The sequence below is a fragment of the Rhizobium leucaenae USDA 9039 genome (assembly GCF_000426285.1).
Classification (GTDB): domain Bacteria; phylum Pseudomonadota; class Alphaproteobacteria; order Rhizobiales; family Rhizobiaceae; genus Rhizobium; species Rhizobium leucaenae.
Genome location: NZ_AUFB01000002.1, coordinates 119,240 through 132,071, shown reverse-complemented (window position 1 = coordinate 132,071; position 12,832 = coordinate 119,240). Strand labels below are relative to the sequence as shown.

12 protein-coding genes are annotated in these 12,832 nt (G+C 62.1%); 2 read left to right on the top strand and 10 right to left on the bottom strand.

The features are described 5' to 3' along the window. Positions 1-4: 4 nt before the first annotated feature. The 6 genes from lpxK to K290_RS0103300 form a co-directional block, all read right to left on the bottom strand. A complete protein-coding gene (gene lpxK / locus K290_RS0103325; protein ID WP_028750553.1) occupies positions 5-1,048 on the bottom strand; it encodes a tetraacyldisaccharide 4'-kinase in 1,044 nt (347 codons plus the stop codon). A 93-nt stretch (positions 1,049-1,141) separates the two neighbouring features. Continuing rightward, positions 1,142-1,867: an HAD family hydrolase gene (locus K290_RS0103320; RefSeq protein ID WP_028750552.1), complete on the bottom strand. Its 726-nt coding sequence runs from the start codon at positions 1,865-1,867 to the stop codon at positions 1,142-1,144. A 10-nt stretch (positions 1,868-1,877) separates the two neighbouring features. Next, positions 1,878-3,197 carry a lipid IV(A) 3-deoxy-D-manno-octulosonic acid transferase gene (gene waaA, locus K290_RS0103315; RefSeq protein ID WP_028750551.1) on the bottom strand — a complete coding sequence of 440 codons (1,320 nt, stop codon included), beginning with the start codon at positions 3,195-3,197 and terminating at the stop codon, positions 1,878-1,880. A 177-nt stretch (positions 3,198-3,374) separates the two neighbouring features. Continuing rightward, the gene (locus K290_RS0103310) at positions 3,375-3,620 is read right to left on the bottom strand and encodes a DUF4170 domain-containing protein (RefSeq protein ID WP_028750550.1); all 246 of its coding nucleotides are present in this window, start codon (positions 3,618-3,620) and stop codon (positions 3,375-3,377) included. Between the two features lie 61 nt (positions 3,621-3,681). Continuing rightward, complete coding sequence (locus tag K290_RS0103305; protein WP_028750549.1) at positions 3,682-4,491, bottom strand: 3'(2'),5'-bisphosphate nucleotidase CysQ; 810 nt, start codon at positions 4,489-4,491, stop codon at positions 3,682-3,684. 22 nt (positions 4,492-4,513) lie between these two features. After that, positions 4,514-5,863, bottom strand: coding sequence for a TldD/PmbA family protein (locus K290_RS0103300; protein WP_028750548.1), 1,350 nt, complete (start codon positions 5,861-5,863; stop codon positions 4,514-4,516). A gap of 150 nt (positions 5,864-6,013) precedes the next feature. Here K290_RS0103300 and K290_RS0103295 point away from each other — a divergent pair, with 150 nt between their 5' ends. After that, positions 6,014-7,831 carry a monovalent cation:proton antiporter-2 (CPA2) family protein gene (locus tag K290_RS0103295; RefSeq protein ID WP_028750547.1) on the top strand — a complete coding sequence of 606 codons (1,818 nt, stop codon included), beginning with the start codon at positions 6,014-6,016 and terminating at the stop codon, positions 7,829-7,831. Positions 7,832-7,928: 97 nt separating this feature from the next. Here the strand turns inward: K290_RS0103295 and K290_RS0103290 are convergent, their stop codons facing one another. From K290_RS0103290 to K290_RS0103280, 3 genes are all read right to left on the bottom strand, one after another. Further along, the gene (locus tag K290_RS0103290) at positions 7,929-8,795 is read right to left on the bottom strand and encodes a patatin-like phospholipase family protein (RefSeq protein WP_028750546.1); all 867 of its coding nucleotides are present in this window, start codon (positions 8,793-8,795) and stop codon (positions 7,929-7,931) included. A gap of 119 nt (positions 8,796-8,914) precedes the next feature. Continuing rightward, positions 8,915-9,481 carry a 16S rRNA (guanine(966)-N(2))-methyltransferase RsmD gene (rsmD, locus tag K290_RS0103285; protein WP_028750545.1) on the bottom strand — a complete coding sequence of 189 codons (567 nt, stop codon included), beginning with the start codon at positions 9,479-9,481 and terminating at the stop codon, positions 8,915-8,917. A gap of 6 nt (positions 9,482-9,487) precedes the next feature. Further along, entirely contained in the window at positions 9,488-11,482 is a 1,995-nt protein-coding gene (locus tag K290_RS0103280) for a pseudouridine synthase (RefSeq protein ID WP_028750544.1), read from the bottom strand. Positions 11,483-11,553: 71 nt separating this feature from the next. Here K290_RS0103280 and K290_RS0103275 point away from each other — a divergent pair, with 71 nt between their 5' ends. Continuing rightward, complete coding sequence (locus tag K290_RS0103275; protein WP_028750543.1) at positions 11,554-12,012, top strand: nucleoside deaminase; 459 nt, start codon at positions 11,554-11,556, stop codon at positions 12,010-12,012. A gap of 105 nt (positions 12,013-12,117) precedes the next feature. Here the strand turns inward: K290_RS0103275 and K290_RS0103270 are convergent, their stop codons facing one another. Then, a complete protein-coding gene (locus K290_RS0103270) occupies positions 12,118-12,753 on the bottom strand; it encodes a hypothetical protein (RefSeq protein ID WP_028750542.1) in 636 nt (211 codons plus the stop codon). Between the last annotated feature and the right edge of the window lie 79 nt (positions 12,754-12,832).

The window sequence follows — 12,832 nt, the reverse complement described above, 5'->3', positions numbered from 1 at the left end:
ATCCCTATTTTGCTTTCTGCTTTTCCCGTAACCGTCGCTCGCGGGCGGCCGCGATCGCGCGGTCGATAATCAGGGCCGCTGCGCGGTGATCATCGAAGACCATGTCGATCTCGATGACGCGGCACGCCGATAATAGCTCGTCGGCCCGGCCGTGATGGCCGATCAGGCGGACATAATCCTTGGAAGTGGTGACGATCTCCAGGCCATCGCGAGCGGCGATATCGAGAATGTCGGCTATGTCGTCTTCGCCGAGATGTTCGTGATCGCCGAAGGTACGGCTGACGGCAATGCTGGCCCCCAACGACTCGACCGTGCGAAAGAATTTAGTGGGATCGGCAATGCCGGCGAAGGCGAGGACGTTGCGCCCGTGCAGATCCTCCTGGCCGCGCACCCTGACCGATGCCGCGAAGAACGGTTTTCCGGCTCTCGCCGCCATGCGCACGAGCCGATCGGCGGCGTGGCCTTGGCCGACTTTCAGCAGCGCCGAGGCATGACGCAATTGCGTGCGCAGCGGCGCCCGCACCGGTCCGCCGGGAACGAGATGGCCATTGCCGATGCCTCTCGTGGCATCGATGACGACCAATGCATAGTCGATGGCAAGTTGCGCGCTCTGGAAGCCATCATCCATGATAATGAGATCGGCGCCCTCGCGCACCAGCCGCTCCGCCCCCTCTAAACGGCGACGTGAGATCACCGTCAATGCCTCACGGGCAAGCAGCAAAGGCTCGTCACCAACCGCAGTGGCGTGATGGTGATGCGGATCGACGACGGTCGTGACGTCCAGCGAACCGCCATAGCCGCGGCTGAGGAAGCCGGGCGTCAATCCCCTCGTCTTGGCTACACGCGCAATCGTCAACGCCGTCGGCGTCTTGCCGGCGCCGCCGACCGTGAAATTGCCGACGCAGATGACCGGTACCGGAACGGAAGCACGGCGACCATGCGTCATGCGATGGCCGGCAATGCGACCGTACAAAAAGGAAAAGGGCGAAAGGCCCCAAGCGCGCCAATCCGGTTTCCGCCACCAGAAAGGCGGTGCTTCCGATACCATAATCTAATCCCGCCTCGCGCCGCTTTTGCCCGTACATCTCAGCAAGGCGGCAAGAAAGGGCAGATTGGACGAAAAAGCAAGCCTTTGCGTTGCTCATACCGGTTGAGCGACAGGCAGCAGGCTTTCCAGCTCGGTAATGTCATTCAGGCAATAATCGGCGGCGGCAAGCGATTCGCGTGATCCGGTGCCGGTCAGCACGCCGACCGTCAGGCCTGCACCGGCATTGTGCCCCATATGCAGATCGTGATTGTTGTCGCCGACAACGGCGATTTGCGCGGGAGAAAGGCCCGTCGCCGCGCAGAAACCGAGCATCATGCCCGGCTCCGGCTTGGTTCCGAAACCGCTGTCATAACCGGCGATATAGTCGAGATAATCGAGAAAGCCGAAGCGGCGCGCTGTCTGGCGGATGGAGCGCTCGTTGTCGCTCGAGGCAACGCCCAGCCTGTAACCGCGCTCGTGCAGGCGGCGGAAGAAGCCAGCGAGATCGGTGACTGGTGCGGAGAAATCGGCAGCATGGGAAAATAGCGTATCGAGCCTTTCCGTCAGCTCCAGCACGTCCATCATGGAGCCTGCGGCGATAAGGCCCTCGGAAATCTGGCGGGTATTGCCGGCCGCGAGCAGGCTGTCGGGCACGATATGGCCGGTGACCGGGTCCATGCCGCAGGCCAGAAGCAAATGATCGGCAAGGACAGCGTTACCCTGTGCCGCGATGCTGGCAAGTTCGCGATTGACCGGTAGCCAGCTCGCGTCATAGTCGAGCAGCGTGCCGTCCTTGTCGAAAAGAATGCCTGCGATTGCGCCCAGTTTCACCGATGTCATATAAAGTCCCTTATCCCCGCGCCATCGTCTTGGGCAGCAACCGCGCCTTCACCGTCAGCGGATTGATGTAGGGTTCCAATCCCTTGATGGTCGCCGCCAGCGCCCCGCGCATCTCGTGCACGGCGATGTAGCCGGCATCGATCATGCCGCGCCGAGCCGCATCGTTGGTCAGCAAGTAATGCACGCCCCTCGCCAGCATCTCGGTGTCGCGCACCATGCGGGCACTGCCGCGACGGGCGAGCAGTTGATAGGCGTCGCGGAAATTCTGGACGTGACCGCCCGTCAGGATGGCGCAGCCGAGCATGGCCGGTTCCAGCGGGTTTTGTCCGCCCTCATTGTGCAGCGACTTGCCCATGAAGGCGATTTCGGTCATGCGCAGATAGAGACCCATTTCGCCGATCGTGTCGCCGAGGAAGACATCGACATCGGGCGACAGCACATCATTGCGGGTGCGGCGCGCCACTTTCAGTCCCTGCTCGGTCAGCATCGCTTCGATCGCGTCGCAGCGTTCGGGATGGCGCGGCACGATGATGGTCAATTGGCTGTTATGCTCTTTCAGCGTCTTGTGGACGATGGCGGCGGCACTCTCCTCGCCCTCGAAGGTGGAGACGGCAGCCCAAGTCTTACGGGTGCCGATCTGCTTCTTGTAGCTGGCCAGGGTCGGCGCGTCATGGGGCGGCGCATCGGTATCCACCTTGAGATTGCCGGACTTGATCACCTGCCGCGCATTGAGATCGCGATAGCGCTCCGCATCGAGATCGGATTGCGCGATGACCAGCGCCAGGTTTTCGAACAGTGCTTCCGAGAGCGCAGGATGCCGGCTCCAGCGGGCAAAGGAGCGATCCGACAGGCGGGCATTGACGAGGATCTGCGGTATGCGCCGGCGGCCGAGTTCCATGATGGTCATCGGCCAGATCTCGGATTCGGCGATGATGGTGCAATCGGGCTGCCAATATTCCAGGAAGCGGCTGACGGCCGGCTGCAGGTCGAGCGGCACATATTGGTGGATGACCTCATCGCCAAGGCGCTCCTGCGTCACCTTGGCCGAGGTGATGGTTCCCGTCGTCAGAATGACGTGAATGTCGCGGCGGCGGATTTCGCGGATCAGCGGAATGACCGCCGAGGTCTCGCCGACGCTTGCGGCATGAAACCAGACGAGCGGTCCCTGCGGACGATTGGCGCTGGCATAGCCGAAACGCTCCAGCCGACGGGAACGGTCTTCCTTGCCCTTGGCGGCGCGGACGGTAAGGTAAGTCCCGACGAGGGGATAGACTGCAATCCCGCCAAAGCGGTAGGCACCCAAAGCGAGGCGCGCCCTAAGGCTGCTCATCTCGATTGCCTCCGATCCAAGCTGATCGTCATCGATGCCAAATCCCAATTATTCCACGGCCGAAAGTCCGGCCGATTTTTCGTTCTGATTGCGTCAAAAATACTGCGCCATAGCCGGATTAAACGACAACGCCCGTCCGGACGGGAATATCAAATATCAAATGGGCAAAATGCGACCTTAGGAGGAAGCCTTGTCCTGCGGATCGAGCAAACGATGCAGATGGACGATGAAATAACGCATGTGGGCATTGTCGACGGTCTGCTGCGCCTTCGACTTCCAGGCGGTCAGCGCACTCGCATAGTCGGGATACATGCCCACAATGTCGAGTTCGTTCAGATTGCGGAACTGCACTTCCTCGAGATTTTCCAACTCCCCGCCGAATACGAGGTGCAAGAGCTGCTTTTTGCCGCTGGTATCAGTCATTTTCGTCTCTTTCTGCTGTCGTCCCCCTCTACACTTCCTCTGAGGGATTTTGACCAAAAGGTCAACCGTTTCGTCTGTGGGAAAGCTCGCGCAGGAACACCGGCAGCCGTGCCGCCGACGCGCCGCAGAGTTCGCCATGGGAGACATCCGCACGATTGTAGTTGAGCGGATGGCCTGAGAGATCCACCAGCGCCCCGCCTGCCCGCTCCAAAATGAGATCGGCGGCCGCGACATCCCAGTCATGGGAATTGCGTTTGACGATCGTCCCTTCCAGCCGACCGTCGGCAACCATGGCGAGACGATAGGCGAGAGACGGCACGTGCTTTGCCCGTTCGATCGTCTTGCGGAAATCCGGATCGAAGCCGTTCAACATGTCCTCACCGGCGGCAAGTCTGTGGATATCATGCTCTAGCCTTTCGGAAACGGCGATCGGTTCGCCATTCTTCAGTGCCGGGCCGTCAGCCGTTGCAACGAACAGTTCATCCAGCGCCGGCGCGTAAAGTACGCCCGCCGTCGGGCGCCCGTCGGTCACCACCGCGACGCTGACGCACCATAGCTCAAGTCCGGACAGGAACCCGCGCGTGCCGTCGATTGGATCGACGACGAAGAGCGTCTCATGCGAAAGCCGCTCGGCATCGTCGTCGGTCTCTTCCGAAAGCCAGCCATAATCGGGCCGTGCGGGACGCAGGATGGCGGCGAGCTTTTCGTTGGCGGCGAAATCGGCGGCGCTGACAGGGGAACGACCCTCGTTCTTCCACCAGACCTCCGGCGATTGGCGGAAAAAGCTGAGAGCGATGTTACCCGCCTGGCGTGCCGCTTCAACGATCAGATCAAGATCGTTCAATTGGCCGACTGCGTCTTTATCGCTCATTCCGAAAATTCCAATCTCCGTCTCAGCGCCCAGCCAGCGTCATGCCTTCGATGGCGAGTGTCGGAGCCGCGACGCCGAAATCGCGGTCGATGTCGTTTGCCGGCGTCACGCGCATGAACATGTCCTTGAGGTTGGAGGCGATCGTCACCTCCGACACCGGGAACGTCAGTTCGCCGTTCTCGATCCAGAAGCCGGTGGCTCCGCGGCTGTATTCGCCGGTGATCATATTGACGCCCTGGCCGATCAGCTCGGTGACGTAGAAGCCGTTGCCGACATTGCGGATCAGCTCTTCGGGCGAAATATCGCCCGGCTCCAGCGCCAGATTGGTGGAGGACGGCGAAACGGCCGTGCCGCCGCGCGATCCGCGGCCATTGGTCTTGAGACCGCCGATCTCACGCGCCGTCGACGTGGACAGGAACCAATGTTTCAGCACGCCGTCCTCGATCATCACCAGACGCTTGCCCGAAACGCCTTCGCCGTCGAAGGGACGCGAGGCCGGGCCGCGCACGATCAAGGGATCATCGGTGATCGACAGGCCCGCCTTCAGCACCTGCTGGCCCATCTTGTCACGCAGGAAACTGGTCTTGCGCGCGACGGATGCGCCGTTGATCGCCCCGGCGATGTGACCGACGAAGCCGCGCGCCACGCGCGGATCGAAAACAACAGTCACATCCTTGCCGGTCGAAACCTGGCGCGGATTGACACGCTTGACTACCCGTTCGCCGGCACGGCGGCCGATTTCCTCGGCTGCGTCTAACTCGGCGAAATAGAGGCGGCTGTCGAAATCGTAATCGCGCTCCATGCCGGTGCCTTCACCGGCAATAACGCTGATTGAACGGCTGAAGCGCGAGCCCATATAGTGACCGGCAAAACCATGTGACGTCGCAAGCACCATCCCACCCATGCCGGCGGATGCGCCCGCGCCCGAGGAATTACTCACGCCGGGAACGGCGAGTGCGGCCTCTTCCATCGCGAGGGCTGCCTCGCGCAGTTGAACCGACGAAACCTCGGTCGGATCGAAGAGTTCGAGATCGGGATAGGTTTTGGCCAGATCGGCCTCATCAGCCAGGCAGGCGAACGGATCTTCCGGGGAAACCCTTGCCATCGCGACTGCGCGTTCGGCCAGCGCCTGAAGGTCGAAGCCAGGATTGGCCGAGACGTTGGCTACGCGGTTGCCGACAAACACCCTCAGCGAAAAATCGTCGCTTTCGGAGGATTCGGTGCCCTCGACCTTGCCGAGACGGACGCTGACGGATTGCGCACGCGAGCGCACGACGACGGCGTCGGCCGCATCCGCGCCGGCTTTCCGGGCAAGGTCGATCAATTGGCTGGCGCGGGAAAGCAGAGTGGCGGAATCGATTTCTGAAGACATGATTTGGCCTTTCCTTCGCGTTCCATTTATTGTGCACTACATAAAGCATCAAGGGCGGCCATGCCGATTCTTGTCCGAATGTCTTCACGCATGGTTGTTTCTGACGACCGTACGCTGCAACACCGCCTGCCCCACAGAAAGAAACAGACGATGTCCGCGCCCAATGCCCTGTTTACCGAAACCCTGATGTTGCTCGGAGGCGCCGTCGTCACGGCGCCGATCTTCAAGAAACTCGGGCTCGGCACCGTGCTTGGCTATCTCACCGCCGGCGTCGTCATCGGGCCGGTGCTGCATGGCATCGGCGACGGCGAATCCGTGTTTGCCGTCGCCGAACTCGGTGTCGTCTTCCTGCTGTTCATCATCGGCCTGGAGTTGAAGCCGTCGCGCCTATGGCAGATGCGGCGCGACATTTTCGGCCTCGGCACGGCGCAGGTGATCTTGAGCGGACTGGCGCTGACGCTCGCCGCCTACCTTGCTGCTATCGCCGGGTGGCGCGGCAGCATCATCGTCGGCTTCGGCCTGGCGCTGTCGTCCACGGCCTTTGCCATGCAGATTTTGGAGCAGGAGGGCGACGTCAACACGAAATATGGCCAACGTTCCTTCTCGATGCTGTTGTTGCAGGATCTGGCGATCGTGCCGCTGCTTGCGCTTGTCACCGTCCTCGATGGGCCGAAGCAGGCTTCCAATCCGATACCGGACTTGGCCATCGCGGTCGGCGCCGTTGCGGCAATGATCATTGCCGGCCGTTATCTGCTGACGCCGCTGTTCCAGATCATCGCTCGTACCGGGGCACGTGAGGCAATGATTGCGGCCGCCCTGTTCGTCGTGATGGGATCGGCAACGCTGATGCAGCTCGCCGGCCTTTCCATGGCAATGGGCGCCTTTCTCTCCGGCGTGATGCTTGCCGAATCCTCCTATCGTCACGAGCTGGAGGCGGATATCGAGCCGTTCCGCGGCGTGCTGCTCGCCATCTTCTTTATCGCTGTCGGCCTCTCGCTGAAGCTCGATGTCATTGCCGAGAATTGGCTGCTGATCGTGCTCGCCGTGCCGGTCATCATGATCATCAAGGGTGTGATCATCTATGCGCTCTGCCGCGCCACCGGTTCGTCGCACGACGATGCGATCCGCATTGCGTGCCTGCTTCCCCAGGGCGGTGAATTCGGCTTCGTGCTCTTCAGCACGGCCAGCGCCAGCGGCGGGCTCTTCTCCGCCAGCACCGCCTCGCTGCTGATCGCGATCGTAACGCTCTCCATGGCACTGACGCCGCTCGGTGCGGCGCTTTCGAAGCGCATGCTGACCGGCGATGGGCATGAGGAGCTGGACGAGGATTTCGAGGGTGCGGGCTCGGACGTGCTGATGATCGGCTTCTCACGTTTTGGTCAGATCGCGGCACAGATTCTGCTTGCCGGCGGCCGTGATGTCACCGTCATCGATTTTTCCGCCGACCGCATCCGCCAGGCCTCCAACTTCGGCTTCCGCATCTATTTCGGCGACGGCACCCGCAAGGATGTGCTGCGTTCGGCCGGCATCGATCGGGCCAAGGTCGTGGTCGTCAGCACGCATCAGCGCGACATCACCGACAAGATCGTCGAGCTGGTGCAGACGGATTATCCGCATGCTCGCATCTTCGTTCGTTCCTACGACCGTGTTCACTCGATCGCGCTGCGCAATCAGGGCGTCGATTACGAACTGCGCGAAACGCTGGAATCCGGCCTGCTCTTTGGCCGCCGCACGCTGGAAGCCCTCGGCGTCAGCGAGTCCGAAGCCTTCGAGATCGGCGAGGATATCCGCAAGCGTGACGAACAGCGGCTGGTGCTGCAGGTGAGCGAAGGATTGCAGGCGGGGCGCGACATGCTCTATTCACGGCCGGTCAAGCCGGAACCGCTGGTCAAACCGAAACGCAGCGCCGATGTGTTCAGCGACGACGACGATCTCTCCATGCCGGCGGAGGAGCCGGAGCGGGTTTAGAGCGGTTCAGCGCTTCACGGAATCGCTTTCCCATTCTATCCCTTTGTTTTTACGCATTCCGGGCGGAAAACCGGTTCGCACTTTTCCAGGAAGGGCTCTAGTTCTTCGCGGTCATCACACGGTCGAGCGCAAATTTGAGTTCGTCCTTGACGCCGGACGACATTGCGAGAATGTCGCGGGCCTTCAGGAAATCGAGCACGCCGGTGCGGCCGGTAGTTGGGCGCAGGAATATCTGAGGGGCAAGCAGTCGCAGCTTCAACGCGATATTGGACTGCATCGTCAGTTGCCCGGCACCGAACAGGCTCTCGATGCGGTTCGGGATATGGGTGCCGTCGCCTTCCGGTCCGCCGACGACATCGATGCCGATAATGATATCGGCGAGACCGGCCAGATGCTCGTAGGGAACGGGATTCATGATGCCGCCATCGATCATCACGCGGGCACCGACCTTGACCGGCATGAAGACGGCCGGGATGGCGGCGGAGGCGGCCAGCACCGGAAAAAGCTCGCCCTTTTCGGTCACCACCTCGTTTTGATCATAATAATCGGTCGTCACCACCTTCAATGGGATATGCAGCTCGGAGAAGTCCTCCGGAAAGGTCGAAGGCAAGAAAGCGCGCAAGATGCGTTCGAGATTGAACTGACCGATCCGAAAGCTGCGCATGTTCGGCGGCCGCAGGCTCCACATCTTGTTGAGCACGGCCGGGCGGTTGCCGACCGTGGCGAGCGTATAGTCGCGGATCTCCGCGCCGCTCATGCCGGCCGCCATCGCGGCGCCCATGATCGAGCCGATGGAAGCGCCGGCAATCGCTACTGGACGGATGCCGAGCTCATCCAATGCCTCGATGATATGGATATGGGCAAGTCCACGGGCGCCGCCGCAGCCGAAGGCGACTGCGACGCTCGGCGTGCTGGATGTCGCGAGCGTATAGTCGCTCCCAACAAAATCGGCATAATCGCCCATGTCTCTCTCCCTCCGCCAAAAGCGTGTCGCGATCTTTCAGATTCGCTCGTTGCGCTTTAGGCTTTGATTTTGCGCATGTCGTTATCGCAAAACCGCTTCACACTTTTGCGCGACATGCTTCAGGGCTGCCGAGGCTGATAACGGAAGAAATGCATTTTGCTGTCGCCGAAAGTCCGCTCTTCGAGAAAGAGAAAATCCGGCGCGACGGCAATCGTGACGTCGGCGCGTTCCTCGAGGATCGCCAAGGCTCCCGGCACCAGCCAGCCGCCGGCAGCGGCAGCGGCGAAAGCCTTTTCGCCCAGACCCTTGCCATAGGGCGGATCGGCAAAAAGAAAATCGAAAGGTTCCAAATTGCCGACGCTGCCGAGATCGGTGGCGTCGCGTCTCAGCATGCGCGTGCGGCCGTGCAAGCCGAGCGCATCAATGTTTTCCCAGAGAAGACCACGACCCTCGACGCTGCTTTCGACGAAAAGCACATGCCGGCAGCCGCGAGACGCAGCTTCGAGCCCGACTGCGCCCGTGCCCGCAAAGACATCCATCATCCGCGTGCCGTCGATGGCCTCGGGATAGGCATGGCTCAATATATTGAACAGACTTTCGCGCGTGCGGTCCGCTGTCGGACGAATCTCGTTCGACTTCGGCACCGCAAGCGACCGACCGCGAAATTCACCGCCGACGATCCGCACCGTGCGTTAACCTCTTCCGCCTTTGGGGCCGCCCTTGCCGGAACCGCCGCGATTTGGGCCGCCGCGGCTGGGACCGCCACGACCGGGACCGCCGGATGGACGACCGCCGCCACCGGGCTTACCCGAGAAGCCGCGTGCACCACCGGGCTTTCCACCCGGCTTGCCGCCAAAGGACTTCCCTCCGCCCGGCTTCTTGCCGAAGGGCTTGCCTGCCGGGCGATCACCGTAAGAACGCTCGCCCTGCGGACGATCACTGCGAGGACGTTCGTCTCCCTCAGCGCGTGGTCGACGATCACCACGAGGTTTGTCGCCAAAAGGCCGGTCGCCACGCGGTGGACGATCGCCGAAGGGGCGATCACCGCGAGGACGCTCGGAGCGCTGCTCTCCATCGAAAGATCTGGTGCGCGGACGCTCGTCTCCTTCGGCGCGCGGGCGACGATCACCACGTGGTTTGTCACCAAAAGGCCGGTCACCGCGCGGCGGACGATCACCGAAGGGACGATCGCCGCGAGGACGCTCGGAGCGGGCTTCGCCCTGGAAGGATTTTGTACGGGGGCGATCACCGCCCTCCGGCCGCGAGCCACGTTCGCCTCGAGGACGGTCGGAGCGCTTGCGGTCAAAACCTTCGTCATCGCCACGCGACCTGCGCGGAGCTTCTTCGCTCGAACGAATCCATTCGCCATCGCCCTCGTCGACGCGGTTGATCCGAACGCGCGGACCTTCATCCGGGCGGTCGAAGCCGCTGCGTTGCGGACGCTCGATCTCGCCGCGTTTTGCGGCGGTTTTCGCATTCTTGGCGGCCTTCAGCGCCGCCTTTTCGCCGAGCGGACGGGCGCCCGGCGCCATCCAGACATTGGCGCTGCGACGCGGGGCGAGCGGCTGCCGCTTTGGACGGTCGTCCTCCCCATGGCGCGAGCCTTCGCGGCGGTCGTCCGCACGGCGGCCACCTTCACGGCGATCCTCCCGTTTGGTGTCGAGACGGCTCAAGGCGCGCTCGCGCTTATCCTCGGGCCGCTCGCGCCGCGGCCGTTCTTCTTTCGCGGTGCGGGCCGGCTTGGCGTCCGCCTCGTCCTCGGCAGCAGCGGCAGCAGCCGAAGTATTGTAAAGCGGCGCATCGAAATTCGCTTTGGCGTCTTCCACCAGACGGGGGCCAAGCTGATCGCGCAGTGTGCGGCCGCGCACTTCCAGCACCCGGCCTTCCGGCAGTTCGCCGAGCTGGAACGGGCCGTAGGAAATGCGGATCAGGCGGTTGACCTCGAGGCCGAGGGCGCCGAGCACGTTCTTGATTTCGCGGTTCTTGCCTTCGCGCAGGCCCATGGTGATCCAGACGTTGGACCCCTGCGTGCGGTCAAGCGTCGCCTCGATCGAGCCGTAAAGCACGCCGTCGACGGCGATGCCTTCCTTCAGCTTGTCCAAAGCTTCCTGATCGATCTCGCCGTGAGCGCGCACGCGATAACGACGCAGCCAGCCGGTGGTCGGCAGTTCCAGCACCCGCGCAAGGCCGCCGTCATTGGTCAGCAGCAGCAGGCCTTCGGTGTTGATGTCGAGACGGCCGATCGACATGACGCGCGGCAGTTCTTCCGGCAGATTGTCGAAGACGGTCGGACGTCCTTCCGGATCGGCATTGGTGGTCACCAGGCCGGCCGGCTTGTGATAGAGCCACAGACGCGTGCGCTCTATGCCGCGGATCGGCATGCCATCCACTTCGATCTTGTCGGTGAGCGTCACGTTGACGACTGGCGTATCGAGCAGCACGCCGTTCAGCGTCACGCGGCCGTCCATGATCATGCGCTCGATGTCGCGGCGCGATGCCACGCCGGCGCGCGCCATCACCTTGGAAATGCGCTCGGCCTTTCCATCTCCGCCTTCTGCCTCTGCCGCCACTTTGGCGGGCGCAGCCTTCATCGGCTTGGCGTCATCGCGTGTCTTCGCCGGCTTCGTCTTGGCATCGCGGGTAAAGGGTTTGGACCCAGGCCGCTTGGGCTTGTCATTCATTGTCATTTGTTGTTTGCCTGAATTTTTAAGGCGTGTTCCTATCAGGTCACGCCCCCGCGGTTAAGTGGAAATCTCAAATGGTGAATACAAATCACTTCATGGAGCTGGCGCTCGCCGAAGCGCGAAGCGCCGGCGCGCGTGGTGAAGTGCCTATTGGAGCCGTCCTCGTGCTCGATAATGCCGTTGTCGCCAAGGCCGGCAACCGCACCCGAGAGCTCAACGACGTCACCGAGCATGCCGAAATCACCGTCATCCGCATGGCCTGCGAGGCACTCGGCCAGGAGCGGCTGACGGGTGCCGATCTCTACGTGACGCTGGAGCCATGCACCATGTGCGCGGCCGCCATCTCGTTTGCCCGCATCCGCCGCCTTTATTACGGCGCGGAAGATCCGAAGGGCGGCGGGGTCGATAATGGCGTGCGCTTCTATCGACAACCAACCTGCCATCACACGCCGGAAGTCTATTCGGGCATTGCCGAGCGGGATGCGGCCAACATTCTCAGGGAATTCTTCCAGCAAAAGCGCATGGAAGACTAGAGCGGGTCAGCGTTTCTCACGGAATCGCTTTCCCGCTCCATTCCTTTGTTTTACGCATTCCGGACGAAAAACCGCGGTTTCGACCGCCGCTTCGCTAGAAAAGGCTTACTGGAAGGGCTTCCACCAACTGCTGTTGTTGGACTGCTGCGCGGCCTCGGCGTCCTTCTTGCGCTGCTTTTCCTTCTTGCTCTCGGGCGTGCCGAGATCGTTCAGCGCAGCCTCATCGGAGACCTGACGGTATTGCTGAGGCGGGTCGATCAGGTAGCGGCGCTGATCGATATAGCTGCCGTTCTGATCCTGGCGCGCGGCGCGATAGGCGGCCGTCTGCTGCGCCTCGCTCACGCGGTTGCGACCGCTGTCAGCCTGAGCGAGCGGAGAGCGATAGTTGACGTTGTTCTTGTTCTGATCGGCTTCGTCCGCCAGGCGCTTGCGCGAATCTTCCGGCGATTCCAGCCAAGCCGGATTATCCTTGCTGGCCAGCGACTGCTGCGGCGAGGTCAGGTTTTCCCTGTCGTTCTGAGCTGGAAGCACCAGGCCCGGGCGGTTCGGATATTTCACGCCCTTATCCTTCGGCGTGGCGGCCGAAACGGAGGCGATGTCGCTAAGATCGTCGAAGAGCTGCTCGCCGGCGGTCTTGTCCGTGCCGTAGCGCGGGCTGCTCATGCAGCCGGACATCAGACCGCAGCCAATCACGAGTGCCGCCAAGCTGACGCCGACACGAACCCTATGCATCGCTCTCATGAATACCCTTCCCAGCCAAGCCGGTACAACTATCGCAGAACCCCATTGCACGGCAACTGCCGCAAAAATCGGGCCATTT

What these genes read in the sequence shown, in the direction of transcription:
- K290_RS0103320 (WP_028750552.1), bottom strand. Translation starts at nt 1,867, where the DNA reads ATGACATCGGTGAAACTGGGCGCAATCGCAGGCATTCTTTTCGACAAG.
- K290_RS0103300 (WP_028750548.1), bottom strand. Translation starts at nt 5,863, where the DNA reads ATGTCTTCAGAAATCGATTCCGCCACTCTGCTTTCCCGCGCCAGCCAA.
- K290_RS0103275 (WP_028750543.1), top strand. Translation starts at nt 11,554, where the DNA reads ATGGTGAATACAAATCACTTCATGGAGCTGGCGCTCGCCGAAGCGCGA.
- K290_RS0103290 (WP_028750546.1), bottom strand. Translation starts at nt 8,795, where the DNA reads ATGGGCGATTATGCCGATTTTGTTGGGAGCGACTATACGCTCGCGACA.
- K290_RS0103305 (WP_028750549.1), bottom strand. Translation starts at nt 4,491, where the DNA reads ATGAGCGATAAAGACGCAGTCGGCCAATTGAACGATCTTGATCTGATC.
- lpxK (WP_028750553.1), bottom strand. Translation starts at nt 1,048, where the DNA reads ATGGTATCGGAAGCACCGCCTTTCTGGTGGCGGAAACCGGATTGGCGC.
- K290_RS0103270 (WP_028750542.1), bottom strand. Translation starts at nt 12,753, where the DNA reads ATGAGAGCGATGCATAGGGTTCGTGTCGGCGTCAGCTTGGCGGCACTC.
- K290_RS0103295 (WP_028750547.1), top strand. Translation starts at nt 6,014, where the DNA reads ATGTCCGCGCCCAATGCCCTGTTTACCGAAACCCTGATGTTGCTCGGA.
- K290_RS0103310 (WP_028750550.1), bottom strand. Translation starts at nt 3,620, where the DNA reads ATGACTGATACCAGCGGCAAAAAGCAGCTCTTGCACCTCGTATTCGGC.
- waaA (WP_028750551.1), bottom strand. Translation starts at nt 3,197, where the DNA reads ATGAGCAGCCTTAGGGCGCGCCTCGCTTTGGGTGCCTACCGCTTTGGC.
- K290_RS0103280 (WP_028750544.1), bottom strand. Translation starts at nt 11,482, where the DNA reads ATGACAATGAATGACAAGCCCAAGCGGCCTGGGTCCAAACCCTTTACC.